The sequence below is a fragment of the Streptomyces sp. NPDC037273 genome (assembly GCF_055603625.1).
Window position 1 is genome coordinate 103938 of sequence record NZ_JBVJVO010000013.1, and the last position, 17491, is coordinate 121428.

The following is a 17491-nucleotide window of genomic DNA, read 5'->3' on the forward strand; positions in this document are numbered from 1 at the left end:
CGGCGACGAAAGGGCCGGGTCCGTCGGTGACGGACCCGGCCCTTCGCGTACGGGAGGGTCAGACGCGGTCGGCCGCGATCAGGACGTACTGGAACGAGCCGTCCTTGTACGACTCGATGAACGCCTCCTCGATGCCGGTGACCAGCGAGGACGTGGCGCGCAGCTCCCAGTACGGGAGGGTGTCGGGCGTCAGGTCGATGACGGCCTGCGGCACCAGACGGTTGTCGGCCATCGCCTTCAGGTACTCACGGCGCGAGTGGATGTTGCACTCGAAGTGCGCGTTGATCTGCGAGACCCACTTGGAGGGCTGGCCGTACTTCGGGTTCCAGCAGCCGGTGATCGTCACGTAGCGGCCGCCGACCTTGAGGAACCGGGAGTGCTCGGCCATGAGGTCGTCGAGGTCCACGTACATGCTCGACTCGTTGTTCCACGAGGCGGCGATGGTGCCCTTCTCGAACGGGGTGTCCAGCATGTTGCACACCTGGGCGCGGACGTGGGAGTCGATGCCCAGCTCCTTCGCGCGCCGGTTGCCGAACTCGGCCTGGGTGGAGGAGAGCGTGACGCCCTCGACCTTGCAGCCGAAGCGCTGGTGGGCCATGACGCTCGAACCGCCGCGGCCGCAGCCCGCGTCCACCAGGGTGTCCTCGGCGCCGATCGGGCCCAGGTGGTCGAGGAGGACCTCGGCCTGCGCCGACTCGAGCCGGTGCAGCTCGCTGATCAGCTTCTTCTCGTACTCGCTGTCCTCGACGTCCCCGAGAGCGGCGTGGTCCACGGCACCGATGCCGTAGTGGTGGTGGTACAGCCCGTCCACGTCACCCAGGCGCAGGTTCACGGGCCTGGCCTCGGCGTTCCAGTAACGGGCGATGTCTCCCTGGTACGGCGTCGCCGGGGCGGGAACGAACGCGGAGGTGCCGTTGACGGTGGGGAGCTCGGTGTTGGTCACAGATGAATCCGTTCTTACCAGAAATCGGGCAGGCTGTATCGGAAGGTGTTGGTCTGGTGCCAGTAGTGGTTGCCGTCGACCCACACGGCCACGCCCCGCAGGAAGCGGAGGAGGCTCGGGACAGGGGTCGCGGCGGCCAGCTCGGCGGAGGCCGCCTCGAAGTCGCGCATGAGGTCGTTGTGGACCTCGACCGCCTTCAGATAGGCGTCCTTCTCCGAGAGCGACTCGCGCTCGGCGAGCACCACGGGCAGGTTCATGTGCCGGCCGGGACTGGCCAGCTCCTTGGTGTACGAGTACAGGTCGTTGACGATGGTGCTGGCGTTGCCGGCGAGCGCCAGGACCCGCTGCATGGCCGGCAGGGCCTGGAGGTCCGCGGGCAGTTCGTAGCCGCCGACGGAGTCGGTGAGGGTGGGACAGGGGCGGAAGTTGTTGAACTGCCGCATCGTGAGGTACTCCCACACCTCCGGCACGTAGTCCGTCTCCGCCCACGCGGCCTCGGCGAGATAGCCCAGGTGCAGCCGGGCCATGTCGTGCCGGAACCGGTCGGCCTGGGCGGGAGTCGCCTGCCGGACGAAGTACTCCATCGCGGACCGGTAGGCCCGCCGTGGCGCGTCCGCGAGCAGCGACTCCGCCCACACCGGCTGGTACTCCGCCGTCGTGTGGACCGGGTCGAGCGCCGTGTGCGCGAGCAGCAGCCGGCCGCCGAGACCCACGGGCGAGCCGCCGTGGTCCTCGCAGTAGCAGTCGTCGACCGCGTTCTCGGCGACCATCAGCCGGGTGGCGACCATCAGATGGTCGATGGTCGGCGCGTCCGGGTGGCAGGCCACCATGTAGCGCCCGACGGAGAAGCCGTCGAACTGGCCCTCCCAGTCGTCGGGGAACAGCTGGACCTCGTCCACCGCCCAGGACTTGATGCGCAGGCTGACCTCGTCCACCCGGACGGGGTCGGGCTCGGGCACCGGGTGGTAGTAGAGGCCCGGGATGATCAGGGCGCCCGCGGGCGGCCCGAGGGGCTCCGCCGGCGCTTCCGCCCGCGGGATCAGGGAGAGACCCGCCGTGCCGAGACCGCGCGGACCGCCCAGGATCCGCCCCAGGTCGGGGCGGGCCGGGGTGGCCACGGCCGTGCCCCCCGGCACCGCGGCGGGCTCCGCGGCCGCGCGGGCGGTCACGGGTTCGGCCGCCGGAGCGCCGACGGGGACGTCGGCGGGCGCTTCGGCGGGTACGGGGGCGGGGACGGCCTGCGGCACGGCGATGCCGTGCGCCGCGGCGTCCGCGAGGACGCGCTCGGCGAACCGTGCGGCGGCCGAGGGCAGGCTTGACTGCAGCGGGGAAAGCCCGGGGTCGGGCATCCGTGGCTCCTTGGAGAGGTGGGTGGGGCCGTCCCGTGTTCCGGGCGCACCGGCCGGGGGATGCCCCGGGCTCTAGTCGCGCCTGCGCGCGATCTGCACGTTCTCCAGCACGCCCAGGGCGTTGGGCACCAGGATCGCGGCGGAGTAGTACGTGGTGACGAGGTAGGACATGATCGCCTGCTCGCTGATGCCCATGAAGCGCACCGAGAGGCCGGGCTCGACCTCTTCCGGCAGGCCGGTCTGGCGCAGGCCGATGACGCCCTGGTTGTCCTCGCCGAGACGCATGGCGAGGATGGAGCTGGTGTTCTCCTTGCTGATGGGGATCTTGTTGCACGGGAGGATGGGGACCCCGCGCCAGGCCGGAACCCGCTGACCGTGGAGTTCGACGGTGTCCGGGTAGAGCCCGGCGGCGTTCCACTCGCGGCCGATCGCGGCGATCGTGCGGGGGTGGGCCAGGAAGAGCTTGGTGCTGCGGCGGCGGCAGAGCAGCTCGTCGAGGTCGTCCGGGGTGGGCGGACCCGAGTGGGGCTGGATCCGCTGCTTGAAGTCGGCGTTGGCGAGGAGGCCGAACTCCGGGTTGTTGATGAGCTCGTGCTCCTGGCGCTCGCGCAGCGCCTCGATGGTCAGCCGGAGCTGCTCCTCCGTCTGGTTCATCGGCCCGTTGTAGAGGTCGGCGACCCGGGTGTGGACCTTGAGGACGGTCTGGGCGACGGAGAGTTCGTACTCGCGCGGCTTGAGCTCGTAGTCCACGAAGGCGCCGGGCAGGGCGACTTCGCCGGTGTGGCCGGCCGACATGGCGATCTCGGCCTCGCCGTGCTTGTTCTGCCGCTGCTGGGGCAGCGAGCCGAACTCGTCGATGTGCGCCCGGAGTCCGGGGGCCTGGTCGACGATCGAGGCGAAGTCGGCGCGGGACAGGGTGAGCAGGGTGCCGTTGGTCTCGGCGGTCGCGGTGTAGTCCCACCTGGCGTCGGCGTCCAGGAGGGCGTTCTCGCCGAAGCGGTCGCCGTCGGCGAGGACGGCGACGCCGACCTCGTCGCCGTACTTGCCGACGGAGGTCTGGCCGATCCGGCCGTGGGCGATCATGTGGATCCGGTCGGCGGCGGCGCCGCGCGCCACCAGGACCTCGCCGGCGCGGAAGTCGTGCTGGACGCACCGGTCGGCGAGCGCGCCGAGCACCGCGTCGTCCTCGAAGCCGCGCAGCAGGGCGAGTTCGCCGAGCTCACGGGGGATGACCCGGACGTGGCTGCCGTCCTGGACGAACTCGATGCGCCCGTCGCCGACGGTGTAGCTCAGCCGGCGGTTGACGCGGTAGGCACCACCCTTGGTCTCCACCCACGGGAGCATCCGCAGCAGCCAGCGGGAGCTGATCTCCTGCATCTGCGGGGCGGACTTGGTGGTGGTGGCGAGGTTGCGGGCGGCCGCGGTGCTCAGGCTGGACTGCCGCGGCGGCTCCACCTGTACGTCCGGGCCGGTCTCAACGGTCATGGGGGCGAGCTCTCCTTACACATGCGTGCGGGCAGGCGTATGCACGCCAACCAGTTGAAGAGGAATGAAAGAGGGTCATTCTCTGGGAATTCGTCCAGATCCCGGGGAACAGTAACGGCCGGTAAGGCGGGCTCGCGCCAAGAGCCCGAGGGCATTACCTCGATGCAGTGATCTTGTCGGGTACGTGGTTTATCCGGGCGACCAGCGACATTCGAGCCACCTGGCCGAGCGCACCCCGGCGCAAGCGAGAGTGAGCCGCGCAACCCCTCGCGGAGGTCGCGCCGGGAGGGGCCGACCGGCGCGAAATCCCCAGTAGCAGAGGTGAGATGCGGCGCCGGGTGGGCGACACGTGCGCGTGCTCCGAAGGCCCCTTCGAATGGACGAGCCCGTTCCGGTGGATTGGCCGAACTCCGTGTAGACCGGATAGGTGCCTGAGGCATGTAGTAGAGACGGCAATCCACGTCAGAGCCATCGATGCACGCCAGTGAGGCCCCCCATGCCGAAAGCCGTGACATTCCCTCAGGACCGGACCTGCCCCTACCACCCGCCCGCCGCCTACCCCCGCGAGCACGAGGAGCGTCCGCTCTCGCGGGCGACGCTCTGGGACGGGCGGGCGGTGTGGTTCGTCACCGGCCACGCGGCCGCCCGGACGCTCCTCGCCGACCAGCGCCTCTCCACCGACACCACCCGCGACGACTTCCCGCTGCCGACCGAACGGTCCGCCACCCTCCGCCGGCGCCGCCGCCCCGCGCTCCTCGGCTGGGACGACCCCGAGCACAACGTCCAGCGCAGGCTGCTGATCCCGAGCTTCACCCTCAAACGCGCCGAGGGCCTCCGGCCCCGCATCCAGGAGACCGTCGACCGGCTCCTCGACGCGGTCGAGGCCCAGGGACCGCCCGCCGAACTCGTCGGCTCGTTCGCCCTGCCGGTGCCGTCCATCGTCATCTGCGACCTGCTGGGAGTGCCGTACGCCGACCACGACTTCTTCGAGGAACAGTCCAGGCGGCTGCTGCGCGGCCCGACCGGCGCCGACACCGAGGAGGCGCTCGGCCGCCTGGAGGGCTACCTCGGGGACCTCATCGACCGCAAGCGGCGGAATCCGGGCGAAGGCGTCCTCGACGACCTCGTGGCCCGCGGGAACGCGCAGGACGGCCCCGGTCGCCAGGAGCTGGTGGAACTCGCCACGATCCTGCTGGTCGCCGGGCACGAGACCACGGCCAACATGATCTCCCTCGGCACCTACACCCTGCTCCGCCACCCCGAGCGGCTCGCCGAACTCCGGGCCGACCCCGGGCTCGTGCCCACGGCCGTGGAGGAGCTGCTCAGGTTCCTGTCGATCGCCGACGGGCTCATGCGGGTCGCCCGCGAGGACATCGAGGTGGCCGGGACCCTGATCCGCGCGGGCGAGGGCGTCGTCTTCCCGACCTCCGTCATCAACCGGGACACCGGCGCCTACCCCGATCCGGACACCCTCGACTGGGCCCGTCCGGCCCGCCACCACATCGCCTTCGGCTTCGGCATCCACCAGTGCCTCGGGCAGAACCTCGCCCGCGCCGAGCTGGAGATCGCCCTCGGGACCCTGCTGCGGCGGCTGCCCGGCCTGCGGCTCGCCGTACCCGCCGAGGACATCCCCTTCAAGCCGGGCGACACGATCCAGGGGATGCTCGAACTCCCCGTCACCTGGTGAGAGGAAAAACCGCATGCGTGTCTCGATCGACCGCGACGTCTGCATCGGCGCCGGGCAGTGCGCCCTGACCTCCCCCGCCGTCTTCACCCAGGACGACGACGGGTTCGGGACGGTGCTCCCGGGCCACGAGGACGCGGCCGCCGGGCCTCTGGTCCTGATGGCCGCCGGCGCCTGCCCCGTCCGGGCCATCACCGTCCACGAGCCCGCCGGGGGACCCCGTACATGACGGCGAACCGGCACCGTGCGCTGCCGCGCGGTGCCGGTTCGGGGGTGGTCGTCGTCCCGCAGGGCTCAGGTGGAGATCTCGGGGAGCACTCCCATGGCCGGTGCGGCGAGGTCGGTGAGCTGGTGGATCTGCTGGAGGTCGTGGAGCCGGTTGAGTCCGCCCAGCTGGCCGGAGATGCCCGGGAACTGGTCGCGGGACTCCTCGGGGATGCCGGTCGTGGTCAGGGCGTCGAGTTCGGTGACCGGGTTGATCGGCGGGCCGAGCGGGCTGGTGGCGGCGACAGCGGTGGTCGCGGCCCCGCCGAGGGCCGAGAAGGCGGCGGCGAGGGCCAGGACGGAGGAAATGCGTCGGGTTGAGATCACACCCACACAACGGACCGGCGCGACGGTGGACACGGTCCCGCCCCGCCCGCACCCTCCGAACGGGGGTCGCACGGAGAACCCCGGCCGCGCGGGCCGGGGTTCTCCGTGGGAGGGCGAGGAAGGCGAAGAGGCTATTTCAAAGGGTTTTGAGAAGGAAGCCCCTTCATGGCCTCGCCCGGGACGACCGTAGCAGTCAGGACGGGATCAGGTCGCGCAGATTTTCGGGGGTGAGCACGCGCGCGCCTTCGGGAAGCCCGGCGGGGCGCTCCAGGCCGATGTACGTGACCGGGCCCTCGGGCGCGGTCCCGTCGTCCCACGGGCTCGCCGTGCCGCCGTCCCACAGGCGCGTCGTCGTGGCGGTGTCCGCCATCAGCTCCGTGAGGTGGCGGACCGTCAGCGGGGTGCGGGAGAGCAGTCCGCGCAGCAGCGCCGCGACCGACACCCGGTTCTCCTCGACCCGGTTCGCGGACGGGGTGCCCCGCAGGTACAGGTGCAGCCAGCGCGCGTGCCAGCGGCCGTCCTCGTCGCGCTGGAAGGCGAGTGGCAGCGCGACCCGCCCCGGCCCGCGCAGGTCCGACTTCATGCGGACGGTACGCGGCTCGAACGGGCGGCCTCCCTGGTCGGCGTCCCGCAGCATGAAGCCGAAGAACGACTCCTTCACCTGCTCGAAGCCCTCCCCCTCGAAGAGGTTGACCTGCGGGACGATGTACGTGCCCCGCACGGCGCCGAGCCGCAGGTCGATGAACTCCGAGGCGCCGTCGGGCGCTTCGGTGATGTCGCCGGAGTGGCTGCCCTCGACGGTGGCGAGGTTCGTGTAGGACAGCCAGGTGACCTGGGCGTGATCGGCGTCGAGGACCAGCGCCGACAGGTCGTAGTCCGTGGTGTGGCGGTCCTGCTTCCAGTACGTGAAGAAGCGCAGCAGTTCGCCCTCCACCGCCGAGACGGAGCCGCGCGGCAGGACGCCGAGGCCCGCGGCGGTCGCCCGGCCGCTCAGCGGGAGGGCCACGTCGAGCACGGCCGGGTCGACGACGAGGTGCCCCGGGGCGGGCAGCCGGCGGCGCGTCTCGTCGTCCAGGAGGGCGATCAGACGCTCGCGTTCCGCCGTCGGCAGCGGCGGCCGGGTGTCGGTGGTGACCCAGGCGGCGCCGACCGGGTTGACGAACACCCGCTGCGGCTCGCCTTCCCCGGCCCGGTTCTGGAGGTGCTCGCGCAGGGACAGCACGACACGGCCCGCGACCCGGGGCGCGACCCGCTCGGCCGCGGCCACCACGGCCTCCCGCTCCTCGGGTCCGTCCGCGGCGCGCAGCAACCGGTCGAGGGCGCGGAAGAGCCGGCCGGGGGCCGCGGTCAGCAGCTCCGCCGCCCCGGTGACGTCGTTCCGCCCGAGCCGTTCCTCGACGAGGCCGTCGAAGGACCGCACCCGCCGCTCGCCCCGGGCGACGGCGAACACCTCGGCGGCGTGCGGCCGGCGCGGGTACTCATGCGGGTGCAGGCGCTCGCCGAGGCGCTTCCACGGTTCGCGGTGCGCCGCGACGTCGGCGAGCTTGGCGGGCGCGGCGGCCACCACGGCGTCGAGGCCGGCGATGAGGGCGCGGCGGACCGGGCGGGACAGAGCACGGAAGCGGGTCGGCTCCCGCAGCGTGACGTCGCCGTCGGAGAGCGCGCACGCCAGTCGGAGTACGTCGGTGACGGTGTCGAGGAGCAGGTCGGCGCCCGCCGCGAGCCGGGCCCGGTTGACGACCGCGCGGCTTTCGCGGACCGGGATCGTCTCGGGCTGGGGGCCGTCGACGCAGTGCCCGGCCAGCGCGGCGAGGTCCTTCAGGTCGTCCTCACCCAGCGGGGTCGGGCTGCCGGCCAGCGCCAGGTAGAGGGCGGTGATCTCGTCACCCGGCGCGCGGCCGAGGTGCAGGACCGTCATCCGGTCGCCCGCCGCCGCGATCAGCTCGTCGTGCGCGGCGAGCATCTCGGCGTAGGTGTGGCGGTAGTTGCCGTACGTGGGGAGGGTCAGGAGGTCGAGCACGCCGGCTTCCAGCTGTTCGAGCGTTCCGGCGCGGGACTTCGGGTCGTCGAGAGCCTCGGCGACGCAGCGCCGCCAGAAGTCGAAGGTGTCGGGCACGTTGGCCGGGAAGTCCACGAAGTAGACGTTGTGCCGCACGTGGTCGCCGGCCATCTCGCGGACGGTGTCGAGCGTCCGGGCCGCGATCGCCACGACCGTCTCGGGCGACCGCTCCGAGAGCTCTCCGAGCAGCTCTGCCGACAGCTTGAAGCCGACGGACAGGAGCGCGGCGTCGAACTGCCGCGCCGCGACGGCTCCTTCCCCGGCCGCGGCTCCGGCGGCTCCTGCGGCTCCTGCGCCTTCGGTCGGGAGCGGGAGGGGGAGGCGGAGGGCGTGTCGGACGACCAGACGTTCGAGAGCGTGGACCATCCGGGCATGCTGCCAGGCCCGCACGCGCGCGTGCATGCGGATTTCGGGGCGGGCGTCCTCGGATCAGACCGGGGCCGAACCGGGTTCAGGCCGGGCTCAGGCCGGGCTCAGGCCGGGTTCAGGCCGGAGTCGATGATGTGCTCGGCGAGTTCACGGGCGGCGGGGGCGGGCCGGATGTCGCGGCGGGTCGCACCGGCGGCGAGGAGGCCGTCGACGAGGAGGAGGAACTGGTCGGCGGCGAGCTCCGGCCGCGCGTGGCCCAGGGCGGCGAGTTCGGCGCCGATGAGGCCGTGGATGGTGCGCCGGTAGGCGCGGGTGACCTCGTGGGCGGGGTGCTCGGGGTCCGTGAGGGCCAGGTCGGCGGCGAGGTACCGGCAGCCGTGGAAGTCGGGGGCGGAGACGATGACGCCGAGCCGGTCGACGACGGCGAGCAGCCGGGCGCGCGGGTCCTCGCCCGCGGCGGCCATGGTCGCGCGGTACTCCTCCTCGTCCTCGACGGTGCTGCGCCGGAGCACCTCGGCGATGAGTCCGTCCTTGCCTCCGAAGTGCTCGTACAGCGAACGGCGGGCCACGTTCGCCGCCTTGAGCAGGGCGTCCACGCCGACGCCGACGCCCTGGGTGTACGTGAGCTCCTGGCCGGCGATCAGCAGCCGCTCTCGGGGGCCCGGCTTCGCGGTGGTCGTCATGGCGTCGAGTGTGCCACCCCTTGACGCGGTAGATCAACCGGTCTATCTATGGAGTCAGGAGACCGACCGGTCTATCTACTGCGAGGCTCGCTCCAGGGCCTCCGCCGAGCCCCGTCCGCGGGCTCTTCCGAGGGAGGCGTTCATGTCCGTACGCACCACCGCCGAGGTCATCGACCGGTTCAACCGCGCGTTCGTCGAGCACGAGGCCGACCTCCTGGCCGATCTGGTCGCGGACGACTGCGTCATGGAGAGCGTCCAGCCCGCGCCCGCCGGCGAGCGGGTCGTCGGCCGCGAAGCCTGTACGGCCTGGTGGACCGCGCTCGCCGAGGACCGCACGACGCGGTTCACCCCGCGGGAGGTGGTCGTCGCGGGCGACCGCGCCACGATCCTGTGGACCTACCGCTTCGGCGACGGCCCCGACCAGTGGGTCCGCGGGGTCAACGTCATGCGGATCGCCGACGGGCGCATCACCGAGGCACTGGGCTTCAGCAAGACGGCGGGCGAGGTGCCGCTGGCCTCCGAGACGGACGGAAGCTGACCGCCCCCTCTCCGACACCCCGCACCACTCCCGCACGACTCCTGTCCCACTCCCGCACCACTCCCGTCCCACCTCCCGGTCCCACTCCCGCAGCACTCCCGTCCCACTCCCACCCCACCTCCCGAAAGGCTGTCCTCCGATGCGGAGTTACCACCTGTCGCACAGCGGTGCCGGTCCGGCCGGTCTCACCGTCCGCACGCACGACACCCCCGTCCCCGGGCCCGGCGAGGCGCTGGTCGCGGTGCGGGCGACCTCCCTGAGCTACCGCGAACTCATGGTCCTGGACGGGACCTACGTCCTGCCGGTGAAGCCGGACGTGGTGCCCGTGTCGGACGGCGCGGGCGAGGTCGTCGCGCTGGGTCCTGGCGTCGACTCGGTGCGCGTCGGCGACCGGGTGATGGCCACGCTCTTCCCGTCCTGGCAGGACGGCCCGTTCGGCGTCGAGCACCTCGCGCAGCGGGGCGGCTCGCTGGACGGGATGCTCACGGAGCTCGCCGTCGTGGAGGCCGCCTCGCTGGTCCCCGTACCCGCGCATCTGTCGTACGAGGAGGCCGCGACGCTCCCCTGTGTGGCGGTGACCGCGTGGAACGCGCTGACCGGTGACGGGGCGGGCGTCGGGCCCGGTGACACCGTCGTCGTGCAGGGGTCCGGCGGGGTCTCGCTATTCGCGCTCGGGTTCGCCAAGGCGCTGGGGGCGCGGGTGATCGCGACCACCAGCGGTCCCGGCAAGGCCGCGCGGCTGCGGGAGCTGGGCGCCGACGAGGTCGTCGACTACCGGGCCACGCCCGACTGGGCGGAGGAGGTCCGCGGGCTGACCGGCGGGCGGGGCGCGGACCGGGTCGTCGACGTCGCCGGGCTGCTGCACGACTCGGTCCGAGCCGTCGCCCTGGCCGGGACCGTCGCGTGCGTCGGTTTCGTCGGCCGGAGCGCCCCGCCGCTGGACCCGCGCGCCCTGTTCGCCTCGGGGGCCACCGTGCGCGCGGTGGCGGTCGGCAGCCGCGCGCAGTTCCTCGCGATGAACGACCTGATCACGGCCCGGGGCCTGCGGCCCGTCATCGACCGCGTCTTCGCCTTCGACGAGGCGCGCGAGGCCTACGCGTACTACGCGGGCGGCGGGGCCTTCGGGAAGGTCGTCGTCCAGGGGCCCTGAGCGCGCGGCCCGGCGAGGCCGGTCAGCCGAAGTCGGGGATGGGGTGGTCGGGGGCGAGGGCGGCCGCGATGCGCTGGGCGATCGTGTGGGCGGAGTGGCCGGCCGCGGCGGCGGGGCCGTTCGTGGTGGAGACCGCGAGGGAAAGGCGTTCGGACGGCAGGTAGGCCATCGAGGCGGAGTAGCCGAAGAACAGGGGGTGTTGGGAGACCCAGTCGCCCAGGACGAGCAGGCCCATGCCGTAGTGGGTGGCCTCGGTCTGCGCGATGCAGACGGTGGCCGGGCAGGTGCGGGTGGGGTGGCCGAGGCCGACCGTGCCCGGGTTCAGGAGCTCCCGGTAGGACTCCGGGGAGAGCAGCCGGCCCGAGCCGATGCCGCCGGCCGAGCGGGCCAGGTCGCAGATGTCGGTGGTCTCGACGGCGCCGGGGGCGGTGGTCCAGGAGGGGTTCCAGAAGGTGGACTCCTCGTAGGTGCCCCGGTCGGAGGAGAAGGCGTGCAGGGCGGGCTCGGGGATGTCGGGCGTGAAGCTGTTGCGGGTCTCGCGCAGTCCGAGCGGACGCAGCACCTCTTCCTCGATCAGGACGTCGAGCCGGGTGCCGGTGATCTTCTCGAGGGCGGCGCCGAGGAGGACGAAGTTGGCGTGCGAGTAGCTCCAGTTGGTGCCGGGTTCGTACCACCGCTCCTTGCTCGTCGAGAGGGCGACCAGTTCCTTCGCCGTCCAGTGCCGGAACGGGTCGGCTTCCACGGCCTGCTGGAAGGCGGGGAGGCGGACGTAGTCGACGAGGCCGGTGGTGGAGGCGGCGAGCATCCGCAGCGTGATCTTCTCGCCCTGCGGCAGGCCGGGCAGCCAGCGCGCGACGGGGTCGTCGAGCTGCACCCTGCCCTGGTCGACGAGGCGCAGGAGGGCGGTGCCCATGTAGCTGATCGCCACGTTGCCGTTGCGGAAGTGCATCGCGGGAGTGGCCGGCACCCCGGTCATCGACTCGCCGAGCGCTCCGGTGACGACCTCGCGGCCGTCGACGGTGACCCGCACGATGACCGACTTCAGGCCCATGTCGGCCTTGGCCCGCTCGGCGATGCGCAGGACTTCGCGGGCCGGGCCATGACCGGGGGCCTTCGAGGCGACGCAGGGCCGCCGGTGGGCGCCCTCGGCCGCCGGGGTGCCGGCGGCGGCGGGGGCGGTGAGGGCGCCGAGGGTGAGGAGCGCGGTGAGCGCGGCGAGACGCGTCCGCGTGGTGGTACGGGGGGCTGGGCTCATGGTCGGAGTATTGGCCGGGCCCTTTCCCGGGGCGGCCGGGGCGCTCGCGACCCGCGCGAACATCACCCGTCAGGCCCGCCCGGCCTTCTCGGATGATCCGCTTGTACGTCAAAAGGCAACCTCCGTGGCCCTGTTCCCGTCCTCCGGTGACGAGAGGGGCGCCAGGGAGGCGCGGGGCGCTCGGGGGACGCGTGCCGAGCCGCTTCCCGGTGTCCGGACAGGACCGATCGTGAGGAAGACCGCTTTGATACGTGTCACACGCGCGGCGGCCGCAGCCGCGGCGTTAATCGCTCTGGCGGCGGCGTCGCCCGGGACGGCGCTCGCGCAGCCGGCCCCCGGAGAGCCGTCGACGACGTCACCCGGGAGCCGCCTCGGCGGGCTCGAACTCCCCGAGGGCTGGACGGTCACGGGGACCGGCGCGGGCCGGCAGCTCGTCTGGACGTCACCGGAGCCCGTACCGATGGGCGACGCCCGGGTCGAGTTCCGCGCGGGCGAGCGGCTGCTCGGCCTGCCGACGGCCCAACCGGACGGCCGTACCTTCCGGTTGGCCCTCGGAGCCGCCCGCCTCGCCGAGGGGACCGAGCTGCGGGTGACGGCCGGCGGCCGGCGCCTGGACGCGGCCGCGCCCGCCCGCTCCGCGCGACTGCGCCCCGAAGCCCCGGCCGCCCTGCCGGAGGCACCGCTTCCGGCCAACGCGGTCGACCCCGGCGTGCGCGGGAAGTACCGCACGGTCCGCGGCTCGTACGACCTCGCCTCCGTACGCCTGCCGGGCTATCCCGAGCCCGTCGAGATGCGCGCCACCGTCGTGGGGCCCGTCGGCGCGCCCGGGAAGCGGCCCGTGGCGCTCTTCCTGCACGGCCGCCACGCCACCTGCTACACCCCCGGGACCGACGAGATGAGCGGCGCCTGGCCCTGCGCCGCGGGGACGGTGCCGATACCGAGCCACGAGGGGTACCTCAAGGCGCAGGAACTCCTCGCCTCCCAGGGGTACGTCACCTTCTCGATCTCCGCGAACGGCATCAACGGCCAGGACGACAGCGCCGAGGACGGCGGCGCGCAGGCCCGCTCGTCCCTGATACGCCTGCACCTGGCCCGCTGGGCGGACTGGTCCGCGCACCGCGCCACCGCCCCGGCGGCCGTACGCGCCACCTCGCCCGCCGATCTCTCCCGCGTGCTGCTCGTCGGCCACTCCCGGGGCGGCGAGGGCGTCAACCGGGCCGCCGTCGACAGCCTCAACCCGCCGCCCGCCGACCAGGACGGCTACCGGGGACCCGTGCGGTGGAAGATCCGCGGCACCGTCCCCATCGGGCCCACCATCTTCGGCCACAACCCGGCCGCCGACGTGCCCTCGCTGACCATCCTGCCGGGCTGCGACGGCGACGTGTCCGACCTCCAGGGCCAGAACTTCGTCGACGGGACCCGCGGCGTCAGCCGGGGCACCGCGCTGCACAGCGCCGTCTACATGGTCGGCGCCAACCACAACTACTTCAACAGCGAATGGACTCCGGGCCAGGCCAAGGCTCCCGCCTTCGACGACTTCTCGTCCGACGACGGCACCGACCCGGTCTGCTCCCCCGGCACCCCGACCCGCCTCACCGCCACCCGGCAGCAGACCGCCGGCGCCACCTACATCGCCGCCGCCGCCCGGCTGTTCGTCGGCGGCGACGACCGGGTCCGCCCGCTCGTCGACGGCACCGGCCGCCGCGCCCCCTCGGCCGGCCCGGTCCGCGTCCTCGCCCACGCCGTCGGCGCCCACCGCGCCCCGGCCTTCCTGCCCGACTCCGGGGTCACCGCCTCCGGCGCCGGCCGGATCTGCGCGCAGGTCGACCCCGACGCCACCCGCGCCTGCCTCTCCCCCGAGGAGAGCGGCAGGTCACCGCACTTCGCGAACTGGGAGACCTCCGCCGAACCCGGCCGGAACGCCATCGCCCTCGCGTGGACGGCCCCGGGCTCCCGCGCCACGGTCCGCGCCGCCCGCCCGGTCTCCCTGTCCGGCGCCAAGGACCTGGCCCTCCGCGTCATCGTCCCGCCCAACAGCACCGGCACCTCGCTCGACATCGCCGTCACCGACGCGAAGGGCCGCCGCGCGTCCCTGGGCCGTACCCGCGTCGACGGCCTGCCCGGCACCGAGCGCACCGCCTCCTACTGGGCGCGCGAGGTCCGCGTCCCGCTGTCCGCCGCAGCCCGCCACGGCCTGGACCTCCGCCGGATCACGGCCCTCGAACTGGCCCCCGGCGGCGGCACCGGCCGCGCCTGGCTGATGGACGCCTGGGGCTGGCGCCCCGGCACCCCCGACGCCCGCCCGGCCCCGCTCACCCGCGTCGACCTCGGCCGCCTGACGGTCAAGGAGGGCGACTCCGGGGTCCGTACGTATCGCGTACCGGTGCGGGTCTCCGGCCAGGGCAGCGGCCAGGTGCGCCTCTTCCTGCCCCACCCGGACTCCGGCGAGGTCACCTCCCGCATGGTCACCGTCCGCCCCGGCAGCAACACCATCGACATCCCCGTCACCGTCCGCGGCAACACCCGCTACGGCTCCGACCTGTGGCAGAACGCCCTGGTCAAGGCCGTGCGCGGAACCGTCGTCGGCTCCCACCGCGGCGGCGTCACCGCCCTCAACGACGACGCCATGCCCACCGTGACCCTCACCCCCGTCGCCGACGACGTCACCGAGGGCACCCCGCTGACCTGGCGCGTCTCCCTCTCGGCCGCCGCCGACGCCGAGATCTACGGCGGCCTCTCCTTCCTCCCCGTCACCGGCGGCCCCGAGCTCTCCACCGCCGATGTCGACCCCAGCTGGCTCGAACAGCAGCTCGGCCACGTGCCCGACCCGCCGCTCCCCCTCTCGGAGGCCGGCAAGGAGGGCCTCGCCCTCGGCGTCTCCGTACCGGCCGGCCAGACCTCCGTCGAGGTCACCGTCCCCACGCTCCGGGACACCACAGCCGAGCCGACCGAGTCCCTGCGTGCCGTCCTCACCACCTACGACGGCTCCTGGGAGCCGGTCCCCGGACCGGAGTTCACCGGCACGGTGAGGGACGCTTCCTGAACCGGCCACCCACCGACCGCCACTGAAGGGGCGGTCACCCGAAAGGCACCGAGGGGCCGTCCCGGATCATCCGGGACGGCCCCTCTTCACGCTTCGCGGGCGGACGGCCAGGGGGCGCCCAAAGCCCTTGCTACCAGGACGACTTGGTGACGCCCGGCAGCATTCCGGCGTGCGCCTGCGCCCGCATCCGCACCCGCGAGAGACCGAACTTCCGCAGGTGGCCGCGCGGGCGCCCGTCCACGCTGTCACGGTTGCGCACCCGGGTCGGACTGGCGTCGCGGGGCTGCCGGCGCAGCTCCGCGAGCGCGGCGTCGCGCTCGGCCTCGGTGGAGGCGGGCCGCCGGAGGATCTCCTTGAGCTCGGCGCGGCGCGCCGCGTACCGCTCGACGATCGCCTTGCGCCTCTCGTTCCGCGCGATCTTGCTCTTCTTGGCCATCAGACCTTCCCTCCCCGGGCCCGGATCCGGGCAACCGCGGCCTCGATGCCGATGGTGTCGACGGTCTTGATCGCCCTCGCGCTCAGGGTGAGGCGGACGTGGCGGCCCTCGCTCGGCAGCCAGTAGCGCTTGCGCTGGATGTTCGGGTCGAAGCGGCGGGAGGTGCGCCGATGGGAGTGGGAGACGGTGTTGCCGAAGCCCGGCTGGGCCCCGGTCAGCTGGCAGTGCGCGGACAAGGTGCTACCTGACCCTCTCTGGACGGAAGTCACTATTGGAAACGATTTCCATTGTCGTATACTAGCGTCATGGCACGCAACGAAGTACGCCCGATCGTCAAGCTCCGCTCCACCGCGGGGACCGGCTACACCTACGTCACCCGCAAGAACCGGCGGAACGACCCGGACCGCATGGTCCTGCGCAAGTTCGACCCGATGGTCCGCCGTCACGTCGACTTCCGCGAAGAGCGCTGACCCCGGCCCCTCCCTCCCCTCCTGCCTGAGAGACACGTCATGAAGCCCGGAATCCACCCCGCCTACGGCCCCGTCGTCTTCCGCGACAAGGCCGCCGACTTCGCCTTCCTCACCCGCTCGACCGCCACCAGCGACAAGACGGTCGAGTGGGAGGACGGCCACACCTACCCCGTCGTCGACGTGGAGATCTCCTCCGAAAGCCACCCCTTCTACACCGGCACCGCCCGCGTCCTGGACACCGCCGGCCGCGTCGAGCGCTTCGAGCGCCGCTACGGGAGCACCGCGTGACCCTGCCCGTCGTCATCGTCGCCGGGCTCCACGCGGACGCCCGCGGGGAGGTCGTGGAGGGGCTGCTGCGCACCGTCCCCGGCAGCGTCTGCCTCCACCACGACCTCTCCACGGCGCCGGCCGGCACGGTGCTCCGCGTCGTGCGCGACGCCTCGCGCGAGCTGTCCCGGGGCGAAACGCCCCTCGTCGACGACTGCGCCTGCTGCGCCCTGCGCGAGGACCTGGTCCCGGAGCTGAGGCGACTGGCCGCGGGCGGTCTGCACCGCCTGGCCGTCGTCGAGCTCTGGGACTCCGTCGAACCCAAGGCGATGGCCGAGGTCATCGCCGCGCACGGCGCCGGCGAACTCGACCTCACCGGCGTCGTCACGGCCGTCGACCCGGCCCTCGTCCTGCCCTGCCTCGCCAACAGCGACGACCTGGCCGACGCGGGCCTCGCGGCCGCCGCCTCCGACCAGCGCACGATCGGCGACACCTGGGCGCGCCAGCTCGAATACGCTCCCGTCCTCGCCCTCGTGGACAGCCCGGCGGCCGACGAGGAGGACCACGCCCTCCTGACCCAGCTCCACCCGACCGCCCACCGCCTCGCCGCGGGCTCCGCCGAACTCGCCCGGGCGGCCTTCGCCGGCTTCGACGTCGAGGCCGCCGCGGCCGCCCAGCACCCCGCCTGCGCCCTGCTCCCCCAGGAAGCCGACGAAGCCGGCGTCACCACCCTCGTCTGGCACCGCCACCGCCCCTTCCACCCCGAACGCCTCTACGACGCCCTCGAAGAGCTCTCCTGCGCCGCCACCCGCAGCCGCGGCCGCTTCTGGCTCGCCCACCGCCCCGACACCCTCCTCTCCTGGGGCGCCGCCGGCGGCGCCCTCTGCGTCGAGAACGCCGGCCCCTGGCTCGCCTCCCTCCCCGACGCCGCCTGGGACCTCGTCCCACCCCACCGCCGCGCCGCCGCCTCCCTCGACTGGCACCCCGACCACGGCGACCGCTGCCAACACCTCGTCTTCACCTCCCCCCACCTCGACCGCCCCGCCCTCGAACACCTCCTCGACTCCTGCCTCCTCACCGACACCGAACACTCCGCCGACCCCACCACCTGGACCTCCCTCCGCACCTCCTTCGACAGCCTTCTGTCTCCTGTGCGGTGACGGCGTCGT

General features: G+C 73.2%; 17 protein-coding genes. 8 read left to right on the forward strand and 9 right to left on the reverse strand.

Going from position 1 to position 17491, the window contains the following annotated elements; genetic code table 11:
- Positions 1 to 58: 58 nt before the first annotated feature.
- The 3 genes from ACZ7G1_RS29165 to ACZ7G1_RS29175 all read right to left on the reverse strand — a co-directional run bounded on the left by ACZ7G1_RS29165 (position 59) and on the right by ACZ7G1_RS29175 (position 3777).
- A complete protein-coding gene (locus ACZ7G1_RS29165; RefSeq protein ID WP_470871863.1) occupies positions 59 to 943 on the reverse strand; it encodes a geranyl diphosphate 2-C-methyltransferase in 885 nt (294 codons plus the stop codon).
- 14 nt (positions 944 to 957) lie between these two features.
- The gene (locus tag ACZ7G1_RS29170) at positions 958 to 2292 is read right to left on the reverse strand and encodes a family 2 encapsulin nanocompartment cargo protein terpene cyclase (RefSeq protein WP_470871865.1); all 1335 of its coding nucleotides are present in this window, start codon (positions 2290 to 2292) and stop codon (positions 958 to 960) included.
- A gap of 72 nt (positions 2293 to 2364) precedes the next feature.
- On the reverse strand, positions 2365 to 3777 hold the full coding sequence (locus ACZ7G1_RS29175) for a family 2B encapsulin nanocompartment shell protein (RefSeq protein WP_470871867.1): 1413 nt from the start codon (positions 3775 to 3777) through the stop codon (positions 2365 to 2367).
- A 496-nt stretch (positions 3778 to 4273) separates the two neighbouring features.
- Here ACZ7G1_RS29175 and ACZ7G1_RS29180 point away from each other — a divergent pair, with 496 nt between their 5' ends.
- Together ACZ7G1_RS29180 and ACZ7G1_RS29185 are read left to right on the forward strand one after the other, a co-directional pair.
- A complete protein-coding gene (locus ACZ7G1_RS29180; protein ID WP_470871869.1) occupies positions 4274 to 5464 on the forward strand; it encodes a cytochrome P450 in 1191 nt (396 codons plus the stop codon).
- A gap of 13 nt (positions 5465 to 5477) precedes the next feature.
- Positions 5478 to 5690 carry a ferredoxin gene (locus ACZ7G1_RS29185; protein WP_470871871.1) on the forward strand — a complete coding sequence of 71 codons (213 nt, stop codon included), beginning with the start codon at positions 5478 to 5480 and terminating at the stop codon, positions 5688 to 5690.
- A gap of 65 nt (positions 5691 to 5755) precedes the next feature.
- Here the strand turns inward: ACZ7G1_RS29185 and ACZ7G1_RS29190 are convergent, their stop codons facing one another.
- The 3 genes from ACZ7G1_RS29190 to ACZ7G1_RS29200 all read right to left on the reverse strand — a co-directional run bounded on the left by ACZ7G1_RS29190 (position 5756) and on the right by ACZ7G1_RS29200 (position 9163).
- Positions 5756 to 6052: a hypothetical protein gene (locus ACZ7G1_RS29190; protein ID WP_470871872.1), complete on the reverse strand. Its 297-nt coding sequence runs from the start codon at positions 6050 to 6052 to the stop codon at positions 5756 to 5758.
- 193 nt (positions 6053 to 6245) lie between these two features.
- Positions 6246 to 8477, reverse strand: a complete 2232-nt coding sequence (locus ACZ7G1_RS29195; protein ID WP_470871874.1) for a hypothetical protein — start codon at positions 8475 to 8477, stop codon at positions 6246 to 6248.
- A 107-nt stretch (positions 8478 to 8584) separates the two neighbouring features.
- The gene (locus ACZ7G1_RS29200; protein ID WP_470871876.1) at positions 8585 to 9163 is read right to left on the reverse strand and encodes a TetR/AcrR family transcriptional regulator; all 579 of its coding nucleotides are present in this window, start codon (positions 9161 to 9163) and stop codon (positions 8585 to 8587) included.
- 142 nt (positions 9164 to 9305) lie between these two features.
- Here ACZ7G1_RS29200 and ACZ7G1_RS29205 point away from each other — a divergent pair, with 142 nt between their 5' ends.
- Both ACZ7G1_RS29205 and ACZ7G1_RS29210 read left to right on the forward strand, forming a co-directional pair.
- On the forward strand, positions 9306 to 9701 hold the full coding sequence (locus ACZ7G1_RS29205; protein ID WP_470871878.1) for a nuclear transport factor 2 family protein: 396 nt from the start codon (positions 9306 to 9308) through the stop codon (positions 9699 to 9701).
- A 139-nt stretch (positions 9702 to 9840) separates the two neighbouring features.
- On the forward strand, positions 9841 to 10851 hold the full coding sequence (locus tag ACZ7G1_RS29210; RefSeq protein ID WP_470871880.1) for a zinc-dependent alcohol dehydrogenase family protein: 1011 nt from the start codon (positions 9841 to 9843) through the stop codon (positions 10849 to 10851).
- A 22-nt stretch (positions 10852 to 10873) separates the two neighbouring features.
- Here the strand turns inward: ACZ7G1_RS29210 and ACZ7G1_RS29215 are convergent, their stop codons facing one another.
- Positions 10874 to 12106, reverse strand: a complete 1233-nt coding sequence (locus ACZ7G1_RS29215) for a serine hydrolase domain-containing protein (RefSeq protein ID WP_470871882.1) — start codon at positions 12104 to 12106, stop codon at positions 10874 to 10876.
- 244 nt (positions 12107 to 12350) lie between these two features.
- On the opposite strand from ACZ7G1_RS29215, the gene ACZ7G1_RS29220 reads away from it, so the two are divergent.
- Positions 12351 to 15149 carry a hypothetical protein gene (locus ACZ7G1_RS29220; RefSeq protein WP_470872008.1) on the forward strand — a complete coding sequence of 933 codons (2799 nt, stop codon included), beginning with the start codon at positions 12351 to 12353 and terminating at the stop codon, positions 15147 to 15149.
- Positions 15150 to 15279: 130 nt separating this feature from the next.
- On the opposite strand, the gene rpsN is transcribed toward ACZ7G1_RS29220, so the two are convergent.
- Positions 15280 to 15585: a 30S ribosomal protein S14 gene (rpsN, locus tag ACZ7G1_RS29225; protein WP_470871884.1), complete on the reverse strand. Its 306-nt coding sequence runs from the start codon at positions 15583 to 15585 to the stop codon at positions 15280 to 15282.
- On the reverse strand, positions 15585 to 15821 hold the full coding sequence (gene rpmB / locus ACZ7G1_RS29230) for a 50S ribosomal protein L28 (RefSeq protein ID WP_470871886.1): 237 nt from the start codon (positions 15819 to 15821) through the stop codon (positions 15585 to 15587). Before rpmB ends, rpsN begins: the two co-directional genes overlap by 1 nt.
- A 69-nt stretch (positions 15822 to 15890) precedes the next feature.
- Here rpmB and rpmG point away from each other — a divergent pair, with 69 nt between their 5' ends.
- Genes rpmG through ACZ7G1_RS29245 form a run of 3 tightly spaced genes read left to right on the forward strand, consistent with a single transcriptional unit; the run spans position 15891 to position 17482 of the window.
- Complete coding sequence (gene rpmG, locus ACZ7G1_RS29235) at positions 15891 to 16055, forward strand: 50S ribosomal protein L33 (RefSeq protein WP_470871888.1); 165 nt, start codon at positions 15891 to 15893, stop codon at positions 16053 to 16055.
- Between the two features lie 39 nt (positions 16056 to 16094).
- Positions 16095 to 16343, forward strand: coding sequence for a type B 50S ribosomal protein L31 (locus ACZ7G1_RS29240; RefSeq protein ID WP_470871889.1), 249 nt, complete (start codon positions 16095 to 16097; stop codon positions 16341 to 16343).
- Positions 16340 to 17482: a CobW family GTP-binding protein gene (locus ACZ7G1_RS29245; RefSeq protein ID WP_470871891.1), complete on the forward strand. Its 1143-nt coding sequence runs from the start codon at positions 16340 to 16342 to the stop codon at positions 17480 to 17482. Before ACZ7G1_RS29240 ends, ACZ7G1_RS29245 begins: the two co-directional genes overlap by 4 nt.
- Positions 17483 to 17491 lie beyond the last annotated feature (9 nt).